Origin of the sequence: Streptomyces sp. NPDC088732 (assembly GCF_044751205.1) — a bacterium.
Taxonomy (GTDB): domain Bacteria; phylum Actinomycetota; class Actinomycetes; order Streptomycetales; family Streptomycetaceae; genus Actinacidiphila.
Genome location: NZ_JBIVLI010000003.1, coordinates 481,401 through 497,539 on the forward strand (window position 1 = coordinate 481,401; position 16,139 = coordinate 497,539).

15 protein-coding genes and 3 pseudogenes are annotated in these 16,139 nt (G+C 72.8%); 8 read left to right on the forward strand and 10 right to left on the reverse strand.

Annotated elements, in window-relative coordinates:
- Positions 1-76: 76 nt before the first annotated feature.
- Together ACIP9H_RS07625 and ACIP9H_RS07630 are read right to left on the reverse strand one after the other, a co-directional pair.
- Entirely contained in the window at positions 77-1,009 is a 933-nt protein-coding gene (locus ACIP9H_RS07625) for a helix-turn-helix domain-containing protein (protein ID WP_401958091.1), read from the reverse strand.
- 196 nt (positions 1,010-1,205) lie between these two features.
- The gene (locus ACIP9H_RS07630) at positions 1,206-1,580 is read right to left on the reverse strand and encodes a hypothetical protein (RefSeq protein WP_401582264.1); all 375 of its coding nucleotides are present in this window, start codon (positions 1,578-1,580) and stop codon (positions 1,206-1,208) included.
- 73 nt (positions 1,581-1,653) lie between these two features.
- On the opposite strand from ACIP9H_RS07630, the gene ACIP9H_RS07635 reads away from it, so the two are divergent.
- Positions 1,654-2,097: a DUF6210 family protein gene (locus ACIP9H_RS07635; protein ID WP_401958094.1), complete on the forward strand. Its 444-nt coding sequence runs from the start codon at positions 1,654-1,656 to the stop codon at positions 2,095-2,097.
- Positions 2,098-2,527: 430 nt separating this feature from the next.
- On the forward strand, positions 2,528-3,283 hold the full coding sequence (locus ACIP9H_RS07640; protein WP_401958097.1) for a GNAT family N-acetyltransferase: 756 nt from the start codon (positions 2,528-2,530) through the stop codon (positions 3,281-3,283).
- 306 nt (positions 3,284-3,589) lie between these two features.
- Here ACIP9H_RS07640 and ACIP9H_RS07645 read toward each other — a convergent pair.
- Positions 3,590-3,784 (reverse strand): annotated as a pseudogene (locus tag ACIP9H_RS07645) (transposase); the annotation flags it as partial.
- A 227-nt stretch (positions 3,785-4,011) separates the two neighbouring features.
- Here ACIP9H_RS07645 and ACIP9H_RS07650 point away from each other — a divergent pair.
- The 3 genes and pseudogenes from ACIP9H_RS07650 to ACIP9H_RS07660 all read left to right on the forward strand — a co-directional run.
- A pseudogene (locus ACIP9H_RS07650) lies at positions 4,012-4,464 on the forward strand (trehalase-like domain-containing protein); the annotation flags it as partial.
- A gap of 78 nt (positions 4,465-4,542) precedes the next feature.
- Positions 4,543-4,989: pseudogene (locus ACIP9H_RS07655) on the forward strand (glycoside hydrolase family 15 protein); the annotation flags it as partial.
- 198 nt (positions 4,990-5,187) lie between these two features.
- Positions 5,188-6,045: an LLM class flavin-dependent oxidoreductase gene (locus ACIP9H_RS07660; RefSeq protein ID WP_401582269.1), complete on the forward strand. Its 858-nt coding sequence runs from the start codon at positions 5,188-5,190 to the stop codon at positions 6,043-6,045.
- 41 nt (positions 6,046-6,086) lie between these two features.
- Here the strand turns inward: ACIP9H_RS07660 and ACIP9H_RS07665 are convergent, their stop codons facing one another.
- Together ACIP9H_RS07665 and ACIP9H_RS07670 are read right to left on the reverse strand one after the other, a co-directional pair.
- Positions 6,087-6,506, reverse strand: a complete 420-nt coding sequence (locus ACIP9H_RS07665) for a PPOX class F420-dependent oxidoreductase (RefSeq protein WP_401582272.1) — start codon at positions 6,504-6,506, stop codon at positions 6,087-6,089.
- Positions 6,507-6,634: 128 nt separating this feature from the next.
- On the reverse strand, positions 6,635-6,973 hold the full coding sequence (locus tag ACIP9H_RS07670) for a hypothetical protein (RefSeq protein ID WP_401582275.1): 339 nt from the start codon (positions 6,971-6,973) through the stop codon (positions 6,635-6,637).
- A gap of 292 nt (positions 6,974-7,265) precedes the next feature.
- Here ACIP9H_RS07670 and ACIP9H_RS07675 point away from each other — a divergent pair, with 292 nt between their 5' ends.
- On the forward strand, positions 7,266-9,401 hold the full coding sequence (locus ACIP9H_RS07675; protein WP_401582277.1) for a SpoIIE family protein phosphatase: 2,136 nt from the start codon (positions 7,266-7,268) through the stop codon (positions 9,399-9,401).
- Positions 9,402-9,416: 15 nt separating this feature from the next.
- Here ACIP9H_RS07675 and ACIP9H_RS07680 read toward each other — a convergent pair whose 3' ends face one another.
- Complete coding sequence (locus ACIP9H_RS07680) at positions 9,417-10,760, reverse strand: lysine N(6)-hydroxylase/L-ornithine N(5)-oxygenase family protein (RefSeq protein ID WP_401582279.1); 1,344 nt, start codon at positions 10,758-10,760, stop codon at positions 9,417-9,419.
- Between the two features lie 83 nt (positions 10,761-10,843).
- Between ACIP9H_RS07680 and ACIP9H_RS07685 the strand changes: the two genes are divergently transcribed.
- Together ACIP9H_RS07685 and argB are read left to right on the forward strand one after the other, a co-directional pair.
- Positions 10,844-11,791, forward strand: a complete 948-nt coding sequence (locus ACIP9H_RS07685; protein WP_401582282.1) for a methionyl-tRNA formyltransferase — start codon at positions 10,844-10,846, stop codon at positions 11,789-11,791.
- Positions 11,788-12,648, forward strand: a complete 861-nt coding sequence (gene argB, locus ACIP9H_RS07690; RefSeq protein WP_401582284.1) for an acetylglutamate kinase — start codon at positions 11,788-11,790, stop codon at positions 12,646-12,648. The genes ACIP9H_RS07685 and argB overlap by 4 nt, the downstream gene beginning before the upstream one ends.
- A gap of 208 nt (positions 12,649-12,856) precedes the next feature.
- On the opposite strand, the gene ACIP9H_RS07695 is transcribed toward argB, so the two are convergent.
- The 4 genes from ACIP9H_RS07695 to ACIP9H_RS07710 all read right to left on the reverse strand — a co-directional run bounded on the left by ACIP9H_RS07695 (position 12,857) and on the right by ACIP9H_RS07710 (position 16,088).
- The gene (locus ACIP9H_RS07695; RefSeq protein WP_401582285.1) at positions 12,857-13,072 is read right to left on the reverse strand and encodes a 4-oxalocrotonate tautomerase family protein; all 216 of its coding nucleotides are present in this window, start codon (positions 13,070-13,072) and stop codon (positions 12,857-12,859) included.
- 73 nt (positions 13,073-13,145) lie between these two features.
- Positions 13,146-13,994: an ABC transporter ATP-binding protein gene (locus ACIP9H_RS07700; RefSeq protein WP_401582287.1), complete on the reverse strand. Its 849-nt coding sequence runs from the start codon at positions 13,992-13,994 to the stop codon at positions 13,146-13,148.
- A 4-nt stretch (positions 13,995-13,998) separates the two neighbouring features.
- On the reverse strand, positions 13,999-15,060 hold the full coding sequence (locus tag ACIP9H_RS07705) for an iron chelate uptake ABC transporter family permease subunit (protein ID WP_360903742.1): 1,062 nt from the start codon (positions 15,058-15,060) through the stop codon (positions 13,999-14,001).
- A gap of 2 nt (positions 15,061-15,062) precedes the next feature.
- A complete protein-coding gene (locus tag ACIP9H_RS07710; RefSeq protein ID WP_401582292.1) occupies positions 15,063-16,088 on the reverse strand; it encodes a FecCD family ABC transporter permease in 1,026 nt (341 codons plus the stop codon).
- Positions 16,089-16,139 lie beyond the last annotated feature (51 nt).

Genomic DNA, 16,139 nt, shown 5'->3' on the forward strand with positions numbered 1-16,139 from the left:
CGCGCGCCGCCGCGTCCCGCCGAACCCCGGTTCGGCGGGACGCGGCGGCCTTCCGCTGCCGGCCCACGGGCCTCGCTCAGCGGGCGAGCGAGCTCGGGTTCTCGCCGAACTGCCGCTTGAAGGCGCGGCTGAAGTGGCTCACATCGGCGAAGTGCCATCGAGCCGCGACGGAGGAGACGGTGTACCTCCCGTCCATGGCGACGAGTTCTTCGCGGGCCCGCTCCAGACGGCGCCGCCGCGCATAGGCCATCAGGGATTCGTCGACGTCGGCAAACGCCCGGTGCAATGTGCGAACGGAGACCGAAAGCGTCCTCGCTATCTCGGCGGGGGACAGCTGCGGGTCCAGGAGCCGGGCTTCGACGCAGTCACGGGCGGCGGTACGGAGCGAAGGCCGGAGAGCGGAATCAGCGGATATCCCACGCGCCATCAGTGCGCCCGCCAGCAATTGCAGCACGGACTGCTGGGCGGCCCGGACACCTGCCGGACTCAAATCCGCCCGCGTCTCACGGATCAGATGGAGCTGTCCCATCAACAGCCGCGCCTCGGGGGCCTTCTGCGAAATGAGCGTGAGCGACGGCAGCCGGTCGAGTCCCGTCGCGGTCAGGTGCTCGGACGGCAGCAGCAGGACCCGCGCCCGCGAACCGGGCCGGTACGCGAACTCCCGCGGGACCTGCGCGTCCCGTACGCACAGCGTCCCCGGTGGGACCTGAACGGTGCGGCCCGCGTCCGTGAGGCTCAGCCCGCCGCTCCGCATGATGTGGACCACCGTGCGCCGCTCCGCGGCCCGCTTCATACCGACGACGCCCTCCACCGCGTCGCCGTATTGTTCGCTCACCCCGATATCCCCGATCGTGGACGATTCCAGCCAGCACCGGTAATGGCCCGTCGTGTACTGCCGGGGAACCCGCAACGAATGCACCTGCCAAGGGCGGTTGTCGTTCAGGGTCCGCCAGCGCTGTCCCAGCAACTCGTCGCGCCGCTCATGTGCCAGAGGGACCTCGATGTGCATACGAGGTGAACCGGAATGAGACGGAGGGCCGACGCACGTGATGCCTGACATATTCACGTCGAAATTGTATCCGCCCGCGAGCCGGCACCACCGGCATGCGTATCAGGAACTCATTCAGGCCCAAGGAAGGCTGTTTTCGGTCAGTTTTCCATCGGGGTCGTCGATTGAATCCGGACGGCACCGACGGGTCACCCCGTCACGCGGGGATGAAACCCGGCCACCAGGGCGGGACGTTGCCCGGGCACACGGGATCGGGGTAGGAGTCCGGCATGCCGAGCCACGTCACGAGGAACCAGGTGAATCCCACGGTCAGCACGAGCCCCGCGGCCAGTACCGCCCCTTGATGACGTCGGCCCAGGGTGCCCTGCAACAGCACCCACGGAACCGCTGCGGCGACCCGGACGACGGGGGCGAGCAGCAGCAACACCGTGCTGCCGGACGCGGCGTTGACGCCGACGTCGCAAGCAGCCCACGCCCGCCCGATCACGGTCACGGACACCCCGGCGGCCAGCCCTCCGAAGAGGGCGCCGTACCGGATCCCCCTGGACCACGGCGCCTTCGTACGCGACACCCCGTCCCCCACGATCGCCCCGTCTCTCCTCGTCGCCGGCACGGAGCCTGACGCGTGTGCGAGGCTCCCGCGTGTGGCTGATGCGGACGACGGCAAGCGGTACATCTTCCTGGACCCCGACGGCTCCGGCTCGGGCCAGGGCTGGGTGCACGTCATCGTGGCGGCGCCGACCGGCGTGGTCTACCAGAACCAGGGCGGGGGATTCGGTTGCGTCCAGTACGAGCAGGAGGGCTACCTGATCCCCCTGCTCGGGCGGGACCTGGACGACGACCTGAAGGCGATCTTCGTCGGGGAGTTGAAGGGGCGGGGTTCCAGGCGGCTGGACTGGCCGGCGGACCTGCTCGGCCGGCTGAGGGCCGCGGTCGCCTTCTTCGTCCGCGGCTCCGCGAACCGCGACGACCTCTTCCCGACGCCGCTGGTGCTCGACGAGTCCCGTCTGTCCGAGGCCGACGAGGCCTGGGTCCCGGTGCTGACCCCTGACGGTCCCGGGGTTCTGGTCTGGGAGAACTCCGACTAGTGCCGCATCAGGCAACGTTCGCCCTCTTGTGAGGCGCCACCTGGGTCGTATTCAGGGTGACCAGCCGGCTGGGGCCTGCGCCTTCTCCCGGGTTCCCCGTTGTCGACACCCCCACACGCGGGGCCCGTCCAGGGCCCGCAACGCAGCGGTGAGCCCCCTGCTGCCCGGCAGGGCTAAATCTCTTGCCGATCTTCGAAGGGGTGTGGGAATGTACGGGCTGAGTCATCCGGCTCACCTGACTCACGGATTATTCAAGGACTGAGGCCATGATCACGGCGTCCCCCAGCGGCCGCCGTCAGCACTGACCCGCCTGCCTCTGTGGCAGCGCGGGCGGCCAGTGCGACTGACGTCTCCTCACGGCGGCCCCAAAATGCGGTGCCTGACGCACCGCCGTCAATGTCACGCCTTTTAACGTGAGGTCATCATCACCGTGGACATCGATGTCCAGAGCTTTGCCGTCGCCAACCTCCGCCGCCGCCCCGTGGTGCGCGAAGTCTGCGGATTCGTCGTGGGATTCGACCCCGGTACCACCAGCCCGTACATCAACTACGCAACCCCGCTGCCGGGCGCGAGCCCCACCGACCGGGACATCGTCGCGCTGATCGGGGCGTTCCACGAGCGCGGTCTCAAGCCCCGGCTGGAGTTCGCCCCGGACTCCGCACCCGCCGTGGAGGCCGCCCTCCAGCGGTCGGGCTTCACCACCGAGGCAGTGCACCAGTACCTGACCTGCACTCCCGCTACGCTGACTCGGCCGCCGGGCCTTCACAACGTCGAGACCCCGGCCACCGACCTGGAGTACACGGCGATCGACGGCGCCCTGGCCGAGGCGTTCTCCGGAGAATTTTCCGCTACCCCGGAGGGTGCGGCCCGGCTGCGCCGCACCCAGGAGAACGGCGGGGCGGTCCGGTTCGTCCGGGCACCCGATGGCGGCTGCGCCGGTGCGGCCACCTGTTCCGCACCCGCCGTAGGCACCTCCGAACTGGCCGGGGTGGGCACCCGTCCCGCCCACCGCGGCCGGGGCATCGCCGCCTCGGTCACCGCCGCGCTGGCCGAGGCCATGTTCGCCCGGGGAGCCCGCTCGGTCTGGCTGGAGTACTCGGGTGACGGATCGCGCGGCGTCTACGAGCGCGTCGGCTTCCGGCCCGCAGGCACCCGTCTGTACATGTCGCTGCAGCTCGAGGTCTGACGTCAGGGTTGGGGACGGCGCAGCGCCGTCCCCAACCCTGACGCGGGCGCGCCACCTGGGCACCCGACGGTTCGCCCGCCGGTTCGCGCTGGCGGTCCACTCCCCGGCTCCTGTGTCATTGACACCCAGCGACAAAACGGGCGTGCCGGTGCTTTGTGCAGCAAGCCCCTATCGGGACACGTCCAGCGGGCCGGCGGCAGCGAGCACCGCGGGAGGCCGGGGCCGACAGATCTACTCCGAGGCAGCTGAGGCCAGTTGGCGTACGGGGCAAGCTCCGGCCCCATGCGGCACACCACGATCCTCACAGTTGTCGCAGACGATCGCGATGCGCACGTCCATCGGGTGCAGTGAGCGTAGGTAGCGGCAGAACTCGAGGAACTTCGACCTGTTCCTGGTCTTCTTGATGTGCCCATAGAGCTGGTCTTTTGCCAGGTCATAGGCGGTGAACAGGTGCCTGACCCCGTGCGGTCGGGTGCAGGTCGCCCGCCGCACGGCCGCGGGCGGTGCGGGCCCCCGCCTGCGCGGGGCTCCCTTTCAGGATCACCCGGTACGGGTGTCCCGGCAAGCGCGGTGGCCCACCGCAGGTGCCCGCCCGGTCCGCCTGCGGGAGTGATGCGAACCCGTGGCATGGCGCGCAGTCTGGAGGTGGGGCGCGCGGTGCGGGCGAGCGGCACGGCCGGGCACCTGCCGCGTCACGGCCGAGGGCAGGCAGCATGGGAAGAGGCCCCATGGACGAGCATCCGCTGATCGGGGACCACGGGCTGATCGGTGACCTCCAGACCGCCGCGCTGGTCTCCACCGAGGGGACGATCGACTGGTTCTGCAGCCCGCGCTTCGACTCGCCGAGCATCTTCGGAGCCCTGCTCGACAGCGAGAACGGCGGCCACTGGACGATCACGCCCCAGGCCCCGACGTATGCGGCGAAGCAGCTCTACCACCCGGACACCTGTGTGCTGCTCACCCGGTTCATGACCGAGCAGGGCGTCGGTTCGGTCGTGGACTTCATGCCGCCCGCGTCGCCGAGCCGTCCGACGGACCGTCACCGGCTGGTCCGTATGATGCGCTGCACACGCGGCGAGATCACCTTCGACATCGACATCGCCCCCCGGTTCGACTACGGCCGGCAACCGCACGAGGTCACCACGTCCATGGGCGGCTGGCATTTCGCCGGCCGGGACCGGGAGATGACCGTTCATGTGGTGGACGCCCCCGGCGACGAGTGCGTGGGCGACCGGCGGATCCGCGCCGGCGACGTGTGCATGACGGTGGAGCTGCGCGCCGGTGCGACCCGCGGCCTGGTGCTGGAGGCCTTCGCCGACGGGCCGCCCCGCGTCGTCCCGCCCGAGGAGTGCGAGCGGCTTCTCCGCCCGCAGGCCCCCCGGTGGCTCTCGACCCTGGACGCGATCACCAAGGACCTCGTGTCCGACGGCCTCGTGTACCGCTACGACCCCTCCGCCTCCCCCGACGGCGTGCTCGGGTCCGAAGGCACCTTCTCGGCCTGCACGTTCTGGTGCGTCGAGGCCCTCGCCCGTTCCGGCCGCCTGCACGAGGCCCGGCTCGTCTTCGAGAAGATGCTCACCTATGCCAACCATCTCGGCCTGTACTCGGAGGAGATCGGGCTGACCGGTGAGCAACTGGGCAACTTCCCGCAGGCGCTGACGCATCTGGCGCTCATCAGTGGCGCACTGAGCCTGGATGCCCATCTCGACGCCGCCAGGCCGGGCTTCCCTCCCACCTCGATGGTCCCGGTCCCGTTTCTCCACGCCTGGCCGATGACGCCGGCTGCCGGCGGTCCGCCCGTCTCACCGACCACGCCCTGTCCCCCGGGCCATGTCACCCGCAGGTGACGGCGGACCGGTGCCGCAGGCACGCAACGGGAGCACCGCACACAGGAGGAATCACCCATGAAGATCGGCATCGGACTGCCCAACCAGGTACGCGACGTGCCGCCTGCCGTGGTGCCCGCCTGGGCCGCGCAGGCCGAGCGGGCGGGCTTCTCCTCGCTCGGATCGGTGGGCCGGCTCAGCTATCCCGGCGTGCTGGACACCGTCGCCCTTGCCGCGGCCGCGGGCGCGACCGGCTCGATCGGGCTGATCAGCTCCATCCTGATCGGCGCGGTCTGGCCCCCGGTCCTGCTCGCCAAGGAGGTCGCCGGCATCGACGGCGTCTCGGGCGGCCGCTTCACCCTGGGGCTCGGCCTCGGCGGCCGCACGGACGACTTCCTGAGCGAGGACGCGAACCCCCGCAGCCGGGCGGCGCGTATGGAGAGCGACATCGAGGAGTACCGGAGGATCTGGCGCGGCGAGGCGCCGCCGGGGGCCGAGAACCGCCTGGTGCCCGCCGGTACCCGCGCGGACATCCCGATCCTGCTCGGCGGCCTCAACCCCAAGGCGTACCGGCGCGCCGCGCGGATCGCCGACGGCTTCATCGGGGCCTCGACGGGACCTGCGGCGGTGGCAGAAGCGTTCGAGGCGGTCCGGGCGGCCTGGCGGGAGGCCGGACGCGCGGGCTCGCCCCGGCTCGTGGCGCTGGCGTACTACGCCATCGGCGACCCGGACACGGGCCACGCGAACGTCCACGACTACTACAGCACCGCGGGCGAGGAGATGGCATCGGCCGTCGCCGCCGGCGTCAGTTGCGGGGCGGACGCGATCGGGTCGACCGTACGGGCCTTCGCCGGCATCGGCACCGACGAGCTGCTCCTCGTCCCCACCCTCGCCGATCCGGGCGAGGTCACGCGCCTCGCGGACGCCGTGCTGTGAGCCGGGGCCGCGCCTGCGCGGCCCCGGCGGGCGGGCGGCCGTCAGCCGATCTGGTCGTTGTCCTTCTGGGTGCCCCAGCCGTGCCAGCGGTCGACCTCGATCAGCGCGCTGTACCGCACGCGGTCCCGGATCGGGTACGACTTGCCCAGGTAACGCTCCGCCAGCCGGTCGATGTCGGCGAGGTCCTTGTCCTCCCGCAGCTCCGCGACGTGGCCGATGATCGTGACGTGCGTGTACCAGTCGTCCTTGTCCAGCACGGTCAGCGTGACGCGGGGATCGTCGCGGATGTGCTCGAGCCGCTTGCGGCCCTCGTCCAGGTTGATCAGGACCCGGCCGTCCTCCCACAGGTACCAGGTCGCGGTGGACACCGGCTGGCCGTCGGCCCGCAGCGTCGCGAGGACCGCGTGGTTGGGCTTGCTCAGCATGGCGATCGCGGCTTCGGGAAGCGGTGGCTTGGACACGGGGGCTCCTCTTCGGTGATGTGCCGGTCTGCCCGCCCACCGTGCCACACGCGGCCCCGCCGCACCGCTCAGGAGCCGCTGTGTCGTGCCGGGGGACGCGGCCCGCGACCTGGCCGCCCTCCGGGCGTTCAGCCCGCCGTCCAGCCCGCGTCGAGGCAGGCCTTGGCGAAGGCGTCGGCGCCCATCTGCCACGTCCGCGCGTCGTTCGTGGCGCCCCGCACGAGTGCGCCGGCCATCTCGCGGACCGGGTCGACGGAGGACGTCTTCGCGGCCGCGCGTACCCGTGCGGCCAGCTTCGACCGGGCGTCGACGGTCCCGGTCTCCTTGTAGCCGTGCGCGAAGAGGTCGCAGGCGTGCTGCGCCGGGCCGTCCAGGCGGTGCGCGGGCTCGACGTCGCCGTCGCCGCCGCATGACGAAACGGTCAGGACTGCGGCGGCCAGCGCGGTGGCCGCGGGGCGGGTACGCATGGGGGCATGATGACGCGCGCGTCGCGCGTTCCGTCGGATGTACGGGGTCCGCGACGCGTCGGGGCACCGGACCGGGCGCCGCGCCGCCGGGGTGCCGTCCCACCGGGGCGGACATAGGGTCCGAATGTGAGTGACGGCCGGTGCGAGAGCCGCGGTGCGGCAGGACCGGACTCCGCTGCGCGGGGCCGCCGGTGCCGGCGCGCCGTGTGTCCGCGCGCGGTGCCCCGGGTACCGGCGAGAACCCCGCGGGCGCCGGTTCCCCCGCTCGGCACGGCCGGGAGCCGGTGACACCGTGGAGGGCGTGCGTGGCGGCGGCGAGGGCGCGGACCGCGGCCCGGACGCGGTCGTCCCCGCGCTGATCCAGGTCGTGCGGGAGACCCGGGCGTCCGTGGGGGCGGTGTACCTGCTGGAGCAGGGCGCGTGCGTGCTGGGCCTGGCGGCGCTCACCGGACTGTCCTGGCGGATCGCCGCACCGTGGGCGAGGGTCGCACTGACCGACCGCGCCCCGGTGGCCGACGCCGTGCGCGAACGGCGCGTGGTCTGGCTGGGCAGCCCGCAGGAACTGGCGCGCCACTACCCGCGGCTGGCGCTGGTGCTGCCGCACCGCTTCCTGCTCGCGGCGGCCCCGGTCACCTCGGGCGGCACCGCGTGGGGCGGGCTGGTGCTCCAGTGGCCCGGCTCCCGTCCGTCGCGGATGAGCGCGCACGAGGCCGAGGCGATCGACCGCACCTGCCGCCGGCTGGGCGAACTGCTGCGGCAGGCCGCGGCGGACGGCCGCCCGGTGCGGGCCGGGGCGCATCCGCGGGTGCTGCCGCCCCCGCGACCGCGGACCGTCTGGCCCGCGGAGGCGCAGGCCGCGGCGGACTTCGCGGAGCGGCTGCCCGGCGGCAGCTGCACGCTGGACATGGACGGCCGCATCGCGTTCGTCACCACCGGCGCCGCCGAACTCCTGGGCACCGGCGTCCCCGAGCTGCTGGGCGCGACCCTCTGGCAGGCGCTGCCGTGGCTCGACGGGCCGGCTGTCGAGGACCACTACCGCCGCGCGCTCGTCAGCCGCGAGCCCGTGTCGTTCACGGCGCTGCGGCCCCCGGACCGGCGGCTGGCCTTCCACCTCTACGCGGACGGCTGGGGCGTCAGCATCCGCCTCGTGCCCGCCGACGTCGCCTCGAACCCGTCGGGGGTGCTGCGGCCCGCGCCACCGGCCGAGCCCGGACGGGCCGACGGCCTCTACCCGTTGATGCACCTGGCCGCCACCCTGACCGAGGCCGTCGGGGTGCAGGACGTGGTGGAGCAGACCGCGGACCAGTTGCTGCCCGCCCTGGGGGCGCAGGCCCTCGCGCTGATGACCGCGGAGGGGGGCCGGCTGCGGGTCATGGGCCACCGCGGGTGTCCCGCCGCGTCGGTGGACCGCATCGACGGGGTGCCGCTGACCTCGCCGACGCCCTCCGCGCAGGTCCTGGCCACCGGCGTCTCCTGCTTCTACAGCGACCGGGCGGAGCTGGAACGGGCACATCCGCTGACGGATGTGCGGGACGGCATGAGCGCATGGGCGTTCCTGCCGCTCATCACCTCCGGCCGTCCGGTGGGGTCGCTGGTGCTCGGCTACGACCGGCCCCGCCCCTTCTCCGAGGAGGAGCGCACCCTGCTGACCTCCGTGGCGGGGCTCGTCGCCCAGGCGCTGGACCGTGCCCGGCTGTACGACGCCAAGGACCGCCTCGCCCACGCGCTGCAGGCCGGGCTGCTGCCGCAGGTGCTGCCCCGCGTCGCGGGCCTCGACGTCGCGGCGCGCTATCTGCCGGCCGGTCGCGGCATGGGGATCGGCGGCGACTTCTACGACGTCATCCGCCTGGACGCGCACTGCGCGGCGGCGGCGATCGGCGACGTCCAGGGCCACAATGTGAACGCCGCCGTGCTGATGGGGCAGGTCCGCACCGCCGTCCACGCGACCGCGGGCGCGCCGCCCGGCGAGGTCCTGGCCCGCACGAACCGGGTCCTCACCGATCTGGACTCCGGCCTGTTCACCAGTTGCCTGTACGTCCACCTGGACCTGACACGCCATCGGGCCCGGCTGGCGACGGCGGGCCACCCTCCCCCGCTGCTCCGCCACCCCTGCGGCCGGACCGAGGTGCTCGATCTGCCGCCGGGGCTGCTGCTGGGCATCGATCCGGCGGCCGACTACCCGTCCACCGAGATCGCGTTGCCGCCGGGGGCGGTGCTCGCCCTGTACACCGACGGCCTCGTGGAGTCGCCGGGGGTGGACCTCGGGGAGGCCGTCGCCGGGCTCGGGGACCGGCTGGCGGACGCGGGGGACGCCGCGGACGGTGGCCTCGAACTCCTCGCGGAGACGCTCGTCCGCCCGGCCGCGCGGTCCACCGCCCGCAGTGACGACATCGCCCTGCTGCTCCTCCACCCGCACGGGGACGGCTGACGGCCGCCCCCGCTGTCAGCCGGCGTGCGGTCCGGCCGGGACGGTCTGCCGGCGGCGGGCGACCAGCGAGTCCAGGATCTCCCCGGCCCGTACGGCCGTGGTGGACAGCAGGGTCGAGGCGAGCCCGTGGGTGTGCTCGGTGCCGCCCTGGAGGTAGATGCCCGCGGTCACCTCGGGCGCGACCTGGACACGGTGGTCGCGGCCGACCCGGACGGCGTCGCCGTCGTCGCGCAGGCAGATCTTCGCGGACTCCCCGAGGAGGGTGGAGATGTCCTTGGAGCGGTAGCCGGTGGCGTGGACGAGGAGGTCGGCCGGCAGCGTGCTGTGCTCCCCCGTCGGCAGGAACTCCACGCTGATGTCGAGGCGTTCGTCCAGGACGTCCACCGCCCGGATGCGCGAGACGTTCAGGAAGCGGAGCCGTTCGCGGCCCTGGACCTTCTCGCGGTAGGAGGTCGCGTAGAGGGCCTCGATGAGGTCCATGTCGACCACCGAGTAGTTGGTGCTGCGGTGGTAGTCGAAGAGCGACTGCTTCACCTCGGAGGGGGCGTCGTAGTAGACGTCGACCGCCTCGGGGTCGAAGATCCGGTTGGCGAAGGGGCTGTCGTCGGCCGGCGTGTAGCCGTACTTGGCGAAGACCGCGCACACCTCCGCGTCGGGGAAGGTGCGGTGCAGGTAGTCGACCGCCTCGGCGGCGCTCTGGCCGGCGCCCAGGACGACGGCCCGGCGCACCGGCTCGCCGCTCGCGGCGAGCTCGGCGACGCGCGGCAGCAACTGGCTGTTGTGCCAGACGCGCTCGGACAGCTCGGTGCCCGGCGGCAGGTGCGGTTCGAGGCCGACGGCCACACTGATGTTGCGGGCCCGGTGGGTGACGGTGCGGCCGGGGTCCCTGGGGTCCCGGCACACCACGTCGAGGTGGTCGATCTCGCCGCCGGCGCCCCGGACCGGTGTGATCGAGACCACCTCGGAGGAGTAGTCGACCAGGTGCGCGAGACGGGCGGCGGCCCACTCGAAGTACTCGTGGAACTCGACGCGGAGCGGGAAGAGCGTCTTCTGGTTCAGGAAGTCGACCAGCCGCCCCTTCTCGCGCAGGTGGCACAGGAAGCTGAAGTCACTGGTCGGGTTCCGCATGGTGACCAGGTCCTTGAGGAAGGACACCTGCATCGTCGCGTCGTCGATGAGCATGCCGCGGTGCCATCCGAAGCGGGGCTGCCGCTCCAGGAATCGGGCCTCGATCCGCCGGGACGCCGGATGTTGGGCGTTGTACTCCTCGATGGCTATGGCCAGAGCCAGATTTGACGGCCCGAAACCGATTCCCAGGACGTCGTGAATGATGTCCGGCTCACTGCGCGGTGCTGTCACCGTTGCATCGCCTCCCTCAGCGCGCCACATAATAGATAAGGTAAGGCTAACCTTGCAATATTGCTTCCGTCGGAGGAGAGACCATGCGGGTCGTCATGTTCGGCTATCAGACCTGGGGACACCGGACGCTGCAGGCCCTGCTGGAGTCGGACCACGAGGTCGCCCTCGTGGTGACCCACCCCAGGAGCGAGCACGCGTACGAGAAGATCTGGGACGACTCGGTGGCCGAACTGGCCGAGAAGCACGGCGTGCCCGTGCTGCTCCGCAACCGCCCGGACGATGCCGGACTGCTGGAGGCGATCAGGACCGCGGCACCCGACATCATCGTCGCCAACAACTGGCGCACCTGGCTCCCGCCGGAGATCTTCGACCTCCCGCCGCACGGCACGCTCAACGTGCACGACTCGCTGCTCCCCGCCTACGCGGGCTTCTCCCCGATCATCTGGGCGCTCATCAACGGCGAGGACCGCGTCGGTGTGACCGCGCACCGCATGGACGCCGAACTGGACGCCGGTGACATCCTGTTGCAGCGCTCGACACCGGTGGGCCCGCGGGACACCGCGACCGACCTCTTCCACCGCACGGTCGACATGATCGCGCCGCTCGTGCGCGAGTCGCTGGACCTCATAGCGTCCGGCCGCGCCCACTGGCAGCCGCAGGACCGCTCCCGCGCGAGCTTCTTCCACAAGCGGTCGGTCGAGGACGGCCGCATCGACTGGAACTGGCCCGCCGAGGACCTGGAACGCCTGGTGAGGGCCCAGTCGGACCCCTACCCGAACGCCTTCGCCTACCACCGCGGCGAGCGCGTCAGGATCGCGTCCGCCGCCGTCTCCAAGGCCCGCTACGGCGGCACGCCGGGCCGGATCTTCATCCGTGAGGGCGACGGGGTCGTGATCGTCGCCGGCGCGGACGCGCGCGGCGGGCACCGCCCGGGGCTGCTGATCCGCACGATCCGCACGGACGACGGGACCGAGCACGCGGCGACCGACTGGTTCCGCACCATGGGCGGCTACCTGACGTCCCGTCCGTGACCACGGCTCCGGCGGCCCCGGGGCCGCACCCGGGGCTCCGCGCGCTCCGGGGGCGCACCGTCGTGGTGAAGGTCGGCGGCAACGCCATGGGGGACGACTCCCCGCTGCGCTCCGTCGCGCGGGACGTCGTCCGGATGCGGTGTGCCGGGGTGCGCGTCGTGGTGGTGCACGGCGGAGGACCGCAGATCAGCGCGCAGTTGGACCTGGCGGGAATCGAGGCGCGCTTCGTGGGCGGACTGCGGGTGACCACGCCCGAGGTCCTCGACGTCGCGCGGATGGTGCTGGCCGGCAAGGTGCAGCGCGACCTCGTCGGGCTCCTCAACGAGCACGGCCCGTACGCGGTCGGGCTCACCGGCGAGGACGCGCACACGCTGACCGCGGTCCGCCGCTACGCCGAGGTCGGCGGCGAGATCGTCGACATCGGCCTCGTCGGGGAGGTGACGGAGGTCAACACGACGGCCGTGGACGTGCTCCTGGACCACGGCCACATCCCCGTGGTCTCCCCGCTCGGCCGGGGCACGGACGGCCAGGTCTACAACGTCAACGCGGACGCGGCGGCCGGGGCACTGGCGGCCGCGCTCGACGCGGAGTCGCTGGTCGTCCTCACCGACGTGCCGGGGCTGTACGCGGACTGGCCGCACCGGGAGCGGGTCCTGGAGCGGCTGACGGCCGCCGAGTTGGAGGCGATGCTGCCGTCGCTCGGCGGCGGCATGGTGCCGAAGATGGAGAGCTGCCTGCGCGCGGTCCGGGCGGGCGTCCGCTCGGCGCGGGTCCTGGACGGCCGGGCCCCGCACGCCCTGCTGCGCGCGCTGTCCGCGGGGCCGGGCGGCGCGGGCACGACCGTCCTGCCGGGCTAGCGGACGCCTGCGGCGGCGGTCGCCGTGTGTGCCGCCGCCGGGCAACTCGGCGGCGGTGCCGCACCCCTGGCGGGTGCGGCCCGCCGTCAGGACCCCGCGATCCACTCCCCCTTGTCCCCCGGCTCGGGCAGGATGCGGCCGCCCTCCGCGGCGAAGCGGGCGGGACTGTCCTTGCCGATCACGAGGACGTGCGACTCCGGGACACCGGTCAGCCCGCCCGTGTGGTCGCCTCGATCAGCAGGGGACGCGAGGGGGCCGCGTCCGTGAGGACGCTGCCCCCGGGCAGTTCGGCGAACGTCACGTGCACGAACGACGTGGGCGCCCCGGTGATCGAGGCGTGGAGGCGGGTGATCTCCGCCGTCAGAGCGGCCTTCTGCCCGGCCGGGACCGTGTTCTCCGTGGTGACCACGTGGTGGACGGGCATGGACCGCTCCGATCACGCGTGCGGGCCGACGTCACGGGTGCCGCAGGTCGACGGGGCACGGCCCGCCGCCGGGTCACTCGGCGGCGACGGGGACCGCTTCGTGGTGGCGGCCCATCGGGATCACCAGCGGGGTCCCGCTCACCGGGTCGGTCGTGATCCGGCAGCGCAGGTCGAAGACGTCCTCGACGGTCGCGGCCGTGACGACCTCGGCGGGCGGCCCCTCGGCGGCGATCCGGCCCGCCTTCATGGCGATGACGTGGTCGGCGTAGCGGCAGGCCTGGTTGAGGTCGTGCAGCACCATCACCACCGTGCGGCCCTCGCGGCGGTTGAGGTCGGTGATGAGGTCGAGGACGTCGATCTGGTGGGCCAGGTCGAGATAGGTGGTGGGCTCGTCCAGCAGGAGCACCGGGGTGCCCTGGGCGACCGCCATGGCGATCCAGGCGCGCTGGCGCTGGCCGCCGGACAACTCGTCGACGGCGCGGTCCGCGAGGTCGGTCATGTCCGTGGCGGCCAGCGCCTCGTGGACGGCCAGCTCGTCCGCCTCGGACCACTGCCGCCACCAGTTCTGGTGCGGTGAACGGCCCCTGCTGACCAGGTCGAAGACGGTCAGCCCCTCGGGCGCGACCGGGGTCTGCGGCAGGATGCCCAGGCGCTGCGCCAGTTCGCGGGTGGGCAGGGAGCGCAGGGCGCGGCCGTCGAGCTCGACGGTGCCCTGGCGGGGGGCGAGCAGCCGGGCCAGGGCGCGCAGCAGGGTGGACTTGCCGCAGGCGTTGGCACCGACGATCGCGGTGATGCGGCCGGAGGGTATGACGAGGTCGAGGTCCTCGACGACGAGCCGCTGGTCGTACGCCAGATGCAGTCCGCGGGCCCGCAGTTCGGGCTGGGCGGACGGGGCCGCCGGGACGGGGTCGGTGGTCGCCATGGGTTCAGCCTCCTGAGCCCGCGCGGTTGGCGCGGATGAGCAGCCAGAGCAGGACCGGCGCGCCGATGACGCCGGTGACGATCCCGACCGGGAGTTCCGTGCCGGGGATCGCTTCACGCGCGATGAGGTCGGAGCCCAGTACGACCAGGGCTCCGGTCAGTCCGGAGGCGACCAGGGGCGGCCACGCGGTGCCGGCCATCCGCTGGGCGATCTGCGGGGCGGCCAGCGCGACGAACGCGACGGGGCCGGCCGCGGCCGTGCCGAAGGCGATCAGCCCGACGCCGACGAGCAGCAGGGCGAGCCGCACCGGCTGCACGGGGGTGCCGAGTCCGGCGGCCACGTCGTCACCGAGCTGGAGGGTGCGCATCCAGCGGGCCATGCCGAGGGCGAGCGGCACGAGGACGGCCATCGCGAGGGCGAGCAAGTCGACCTGGTCCCAGGTGCGGCCGTTGAGGTTGCCCACCAGCCAGCCCAGGGCGGCCTGGGCCTCGAACCGCTCGCCGCGCGCGACGAGGTAGTCGGTGGCGCTGGTGCAGATCCAGGAGACGCCGATGCCGACGAGGATGATGCGGTACCCGGTGGCGCCGCCCTTCCAGGCGAGCGCGTACACGACGAGCGCGGTGACCAGCGCGCCGAGCAGGCCGAGGCCCTGGGTGCCGAGCCCGCCGTCCCAGCCGAGCACGATGCCGGCCACCACGGCGGTGCCGGCTCCCTCGGTGAGGCCGATCATGTCGGGGCTGGCCAGCGGGTTGCGGGTCATGGTCTGGTAGAGCGCGCCGGAGATGCCGAAGGCGATGCCGACGAGCAGTCCGGTCAGCGCGCGCGGCAGCCGCAACTCCCGTACGACCAGGACCGTTCCGGGGTCGCCGGAGCCGGTGAGGGCCTTGACGACGTCGGTGAGCCCGATCGGGTAGTCGCCGAGGGACACACCCCAGCAGAAGAGCAGGAACACCGCGACGGCCAGTGCGGCGCACAGGACGACCAGCCGGGGCCGCAGCACGCCGGAGACCGGCGGGGCCGTCAGGCGGTAGGGCCTGCGGCCGCGGAGGGGGGCGAGGGCGGTCATGCTCAGACCTCCGCGAGTCTGCGCCGGCGGACCAGGGCGATGAAGAACGGGCCGCCGATGAAGGCGACGAGCACCCCGGCCTGGATCTCGGTGGGCCGTGCGACGACCCGGCCGAGGATGTCGGCGGTGAGCAGCAGGCACGGTGCGAGCGCCGCCGACAGCGGCAGCAGCCACCGGTGGTCGGGGCCGATGCCCGCGTACTGGGCGAGCACCCGCGCGACGTGCGGCACCACGAGCCCGAGGAAGACCACGGGGCCGATGACGGCGACCGCCGCACCCGTCAGCAGCATGACGGCGGTGACGCCCTGGAGGCGTACCAGGCCGAGCCGGCGGCCGAGCGAGGCGGCCACGTCGTCGCCGAGGGCGAGGCTGTTGAGCGCCGGCGCGGCGGCGAGCGCGAGCACCGCCCCGATCGCGAGGAACGGGAGGATGGCGCGGATCACGGCCCCGTCCTGGTCGGCGAGGCTGCCGGCGGACCAGAAGCGGTAGCGGTCCAGGGCGTCGGGGTCGGTGAGCACGATCGCGTTGGTGAGCGAGAACAGCAGGAAGGTGACGGCCACTCCGGCCAGCGCCAGTTTCACCGGGGTCGCGCCGGAGCGTCCCGTCCTGCCCAGCAGGAAGACCAGGACGCTGGTGGCGAGGGCGCCGGCGAAGGCGAACCAGATGTAGCCGTACAGCGATCCGGCCCCGAAGAGGGCGACGGCGACGACGATCCCGAACGAGGCGCCGGCGCTGACGCCGAGGACGCCGGGGTCGGCGAGCGGATTGCGGGTGAGGGCCTGCATCAGCGCGCCGGACAACCCGAGCGCGGCGCCCGCGGTCAGTCCGAGGACGGTGCGCGGGACGCGGACGGTCCACACGATGTTGTCGACGAGCCGGCTCGGCGGGTGGCCGAACACCGACCGGACCACTTGGTCCGGCGGGATGTCCACGGCCCCGAGACCGATCGACAGCAGGCAGAGCCCGGTCAGTACGGCGACGAGCAGGACGACGAGCAGGGTGGGACGCAGTCCCCCGCGCGCGGTCACCGGCCAGGCTCCACAGCCACCATCCTTAGGTTAGGCAGGCCTTAACTGTAC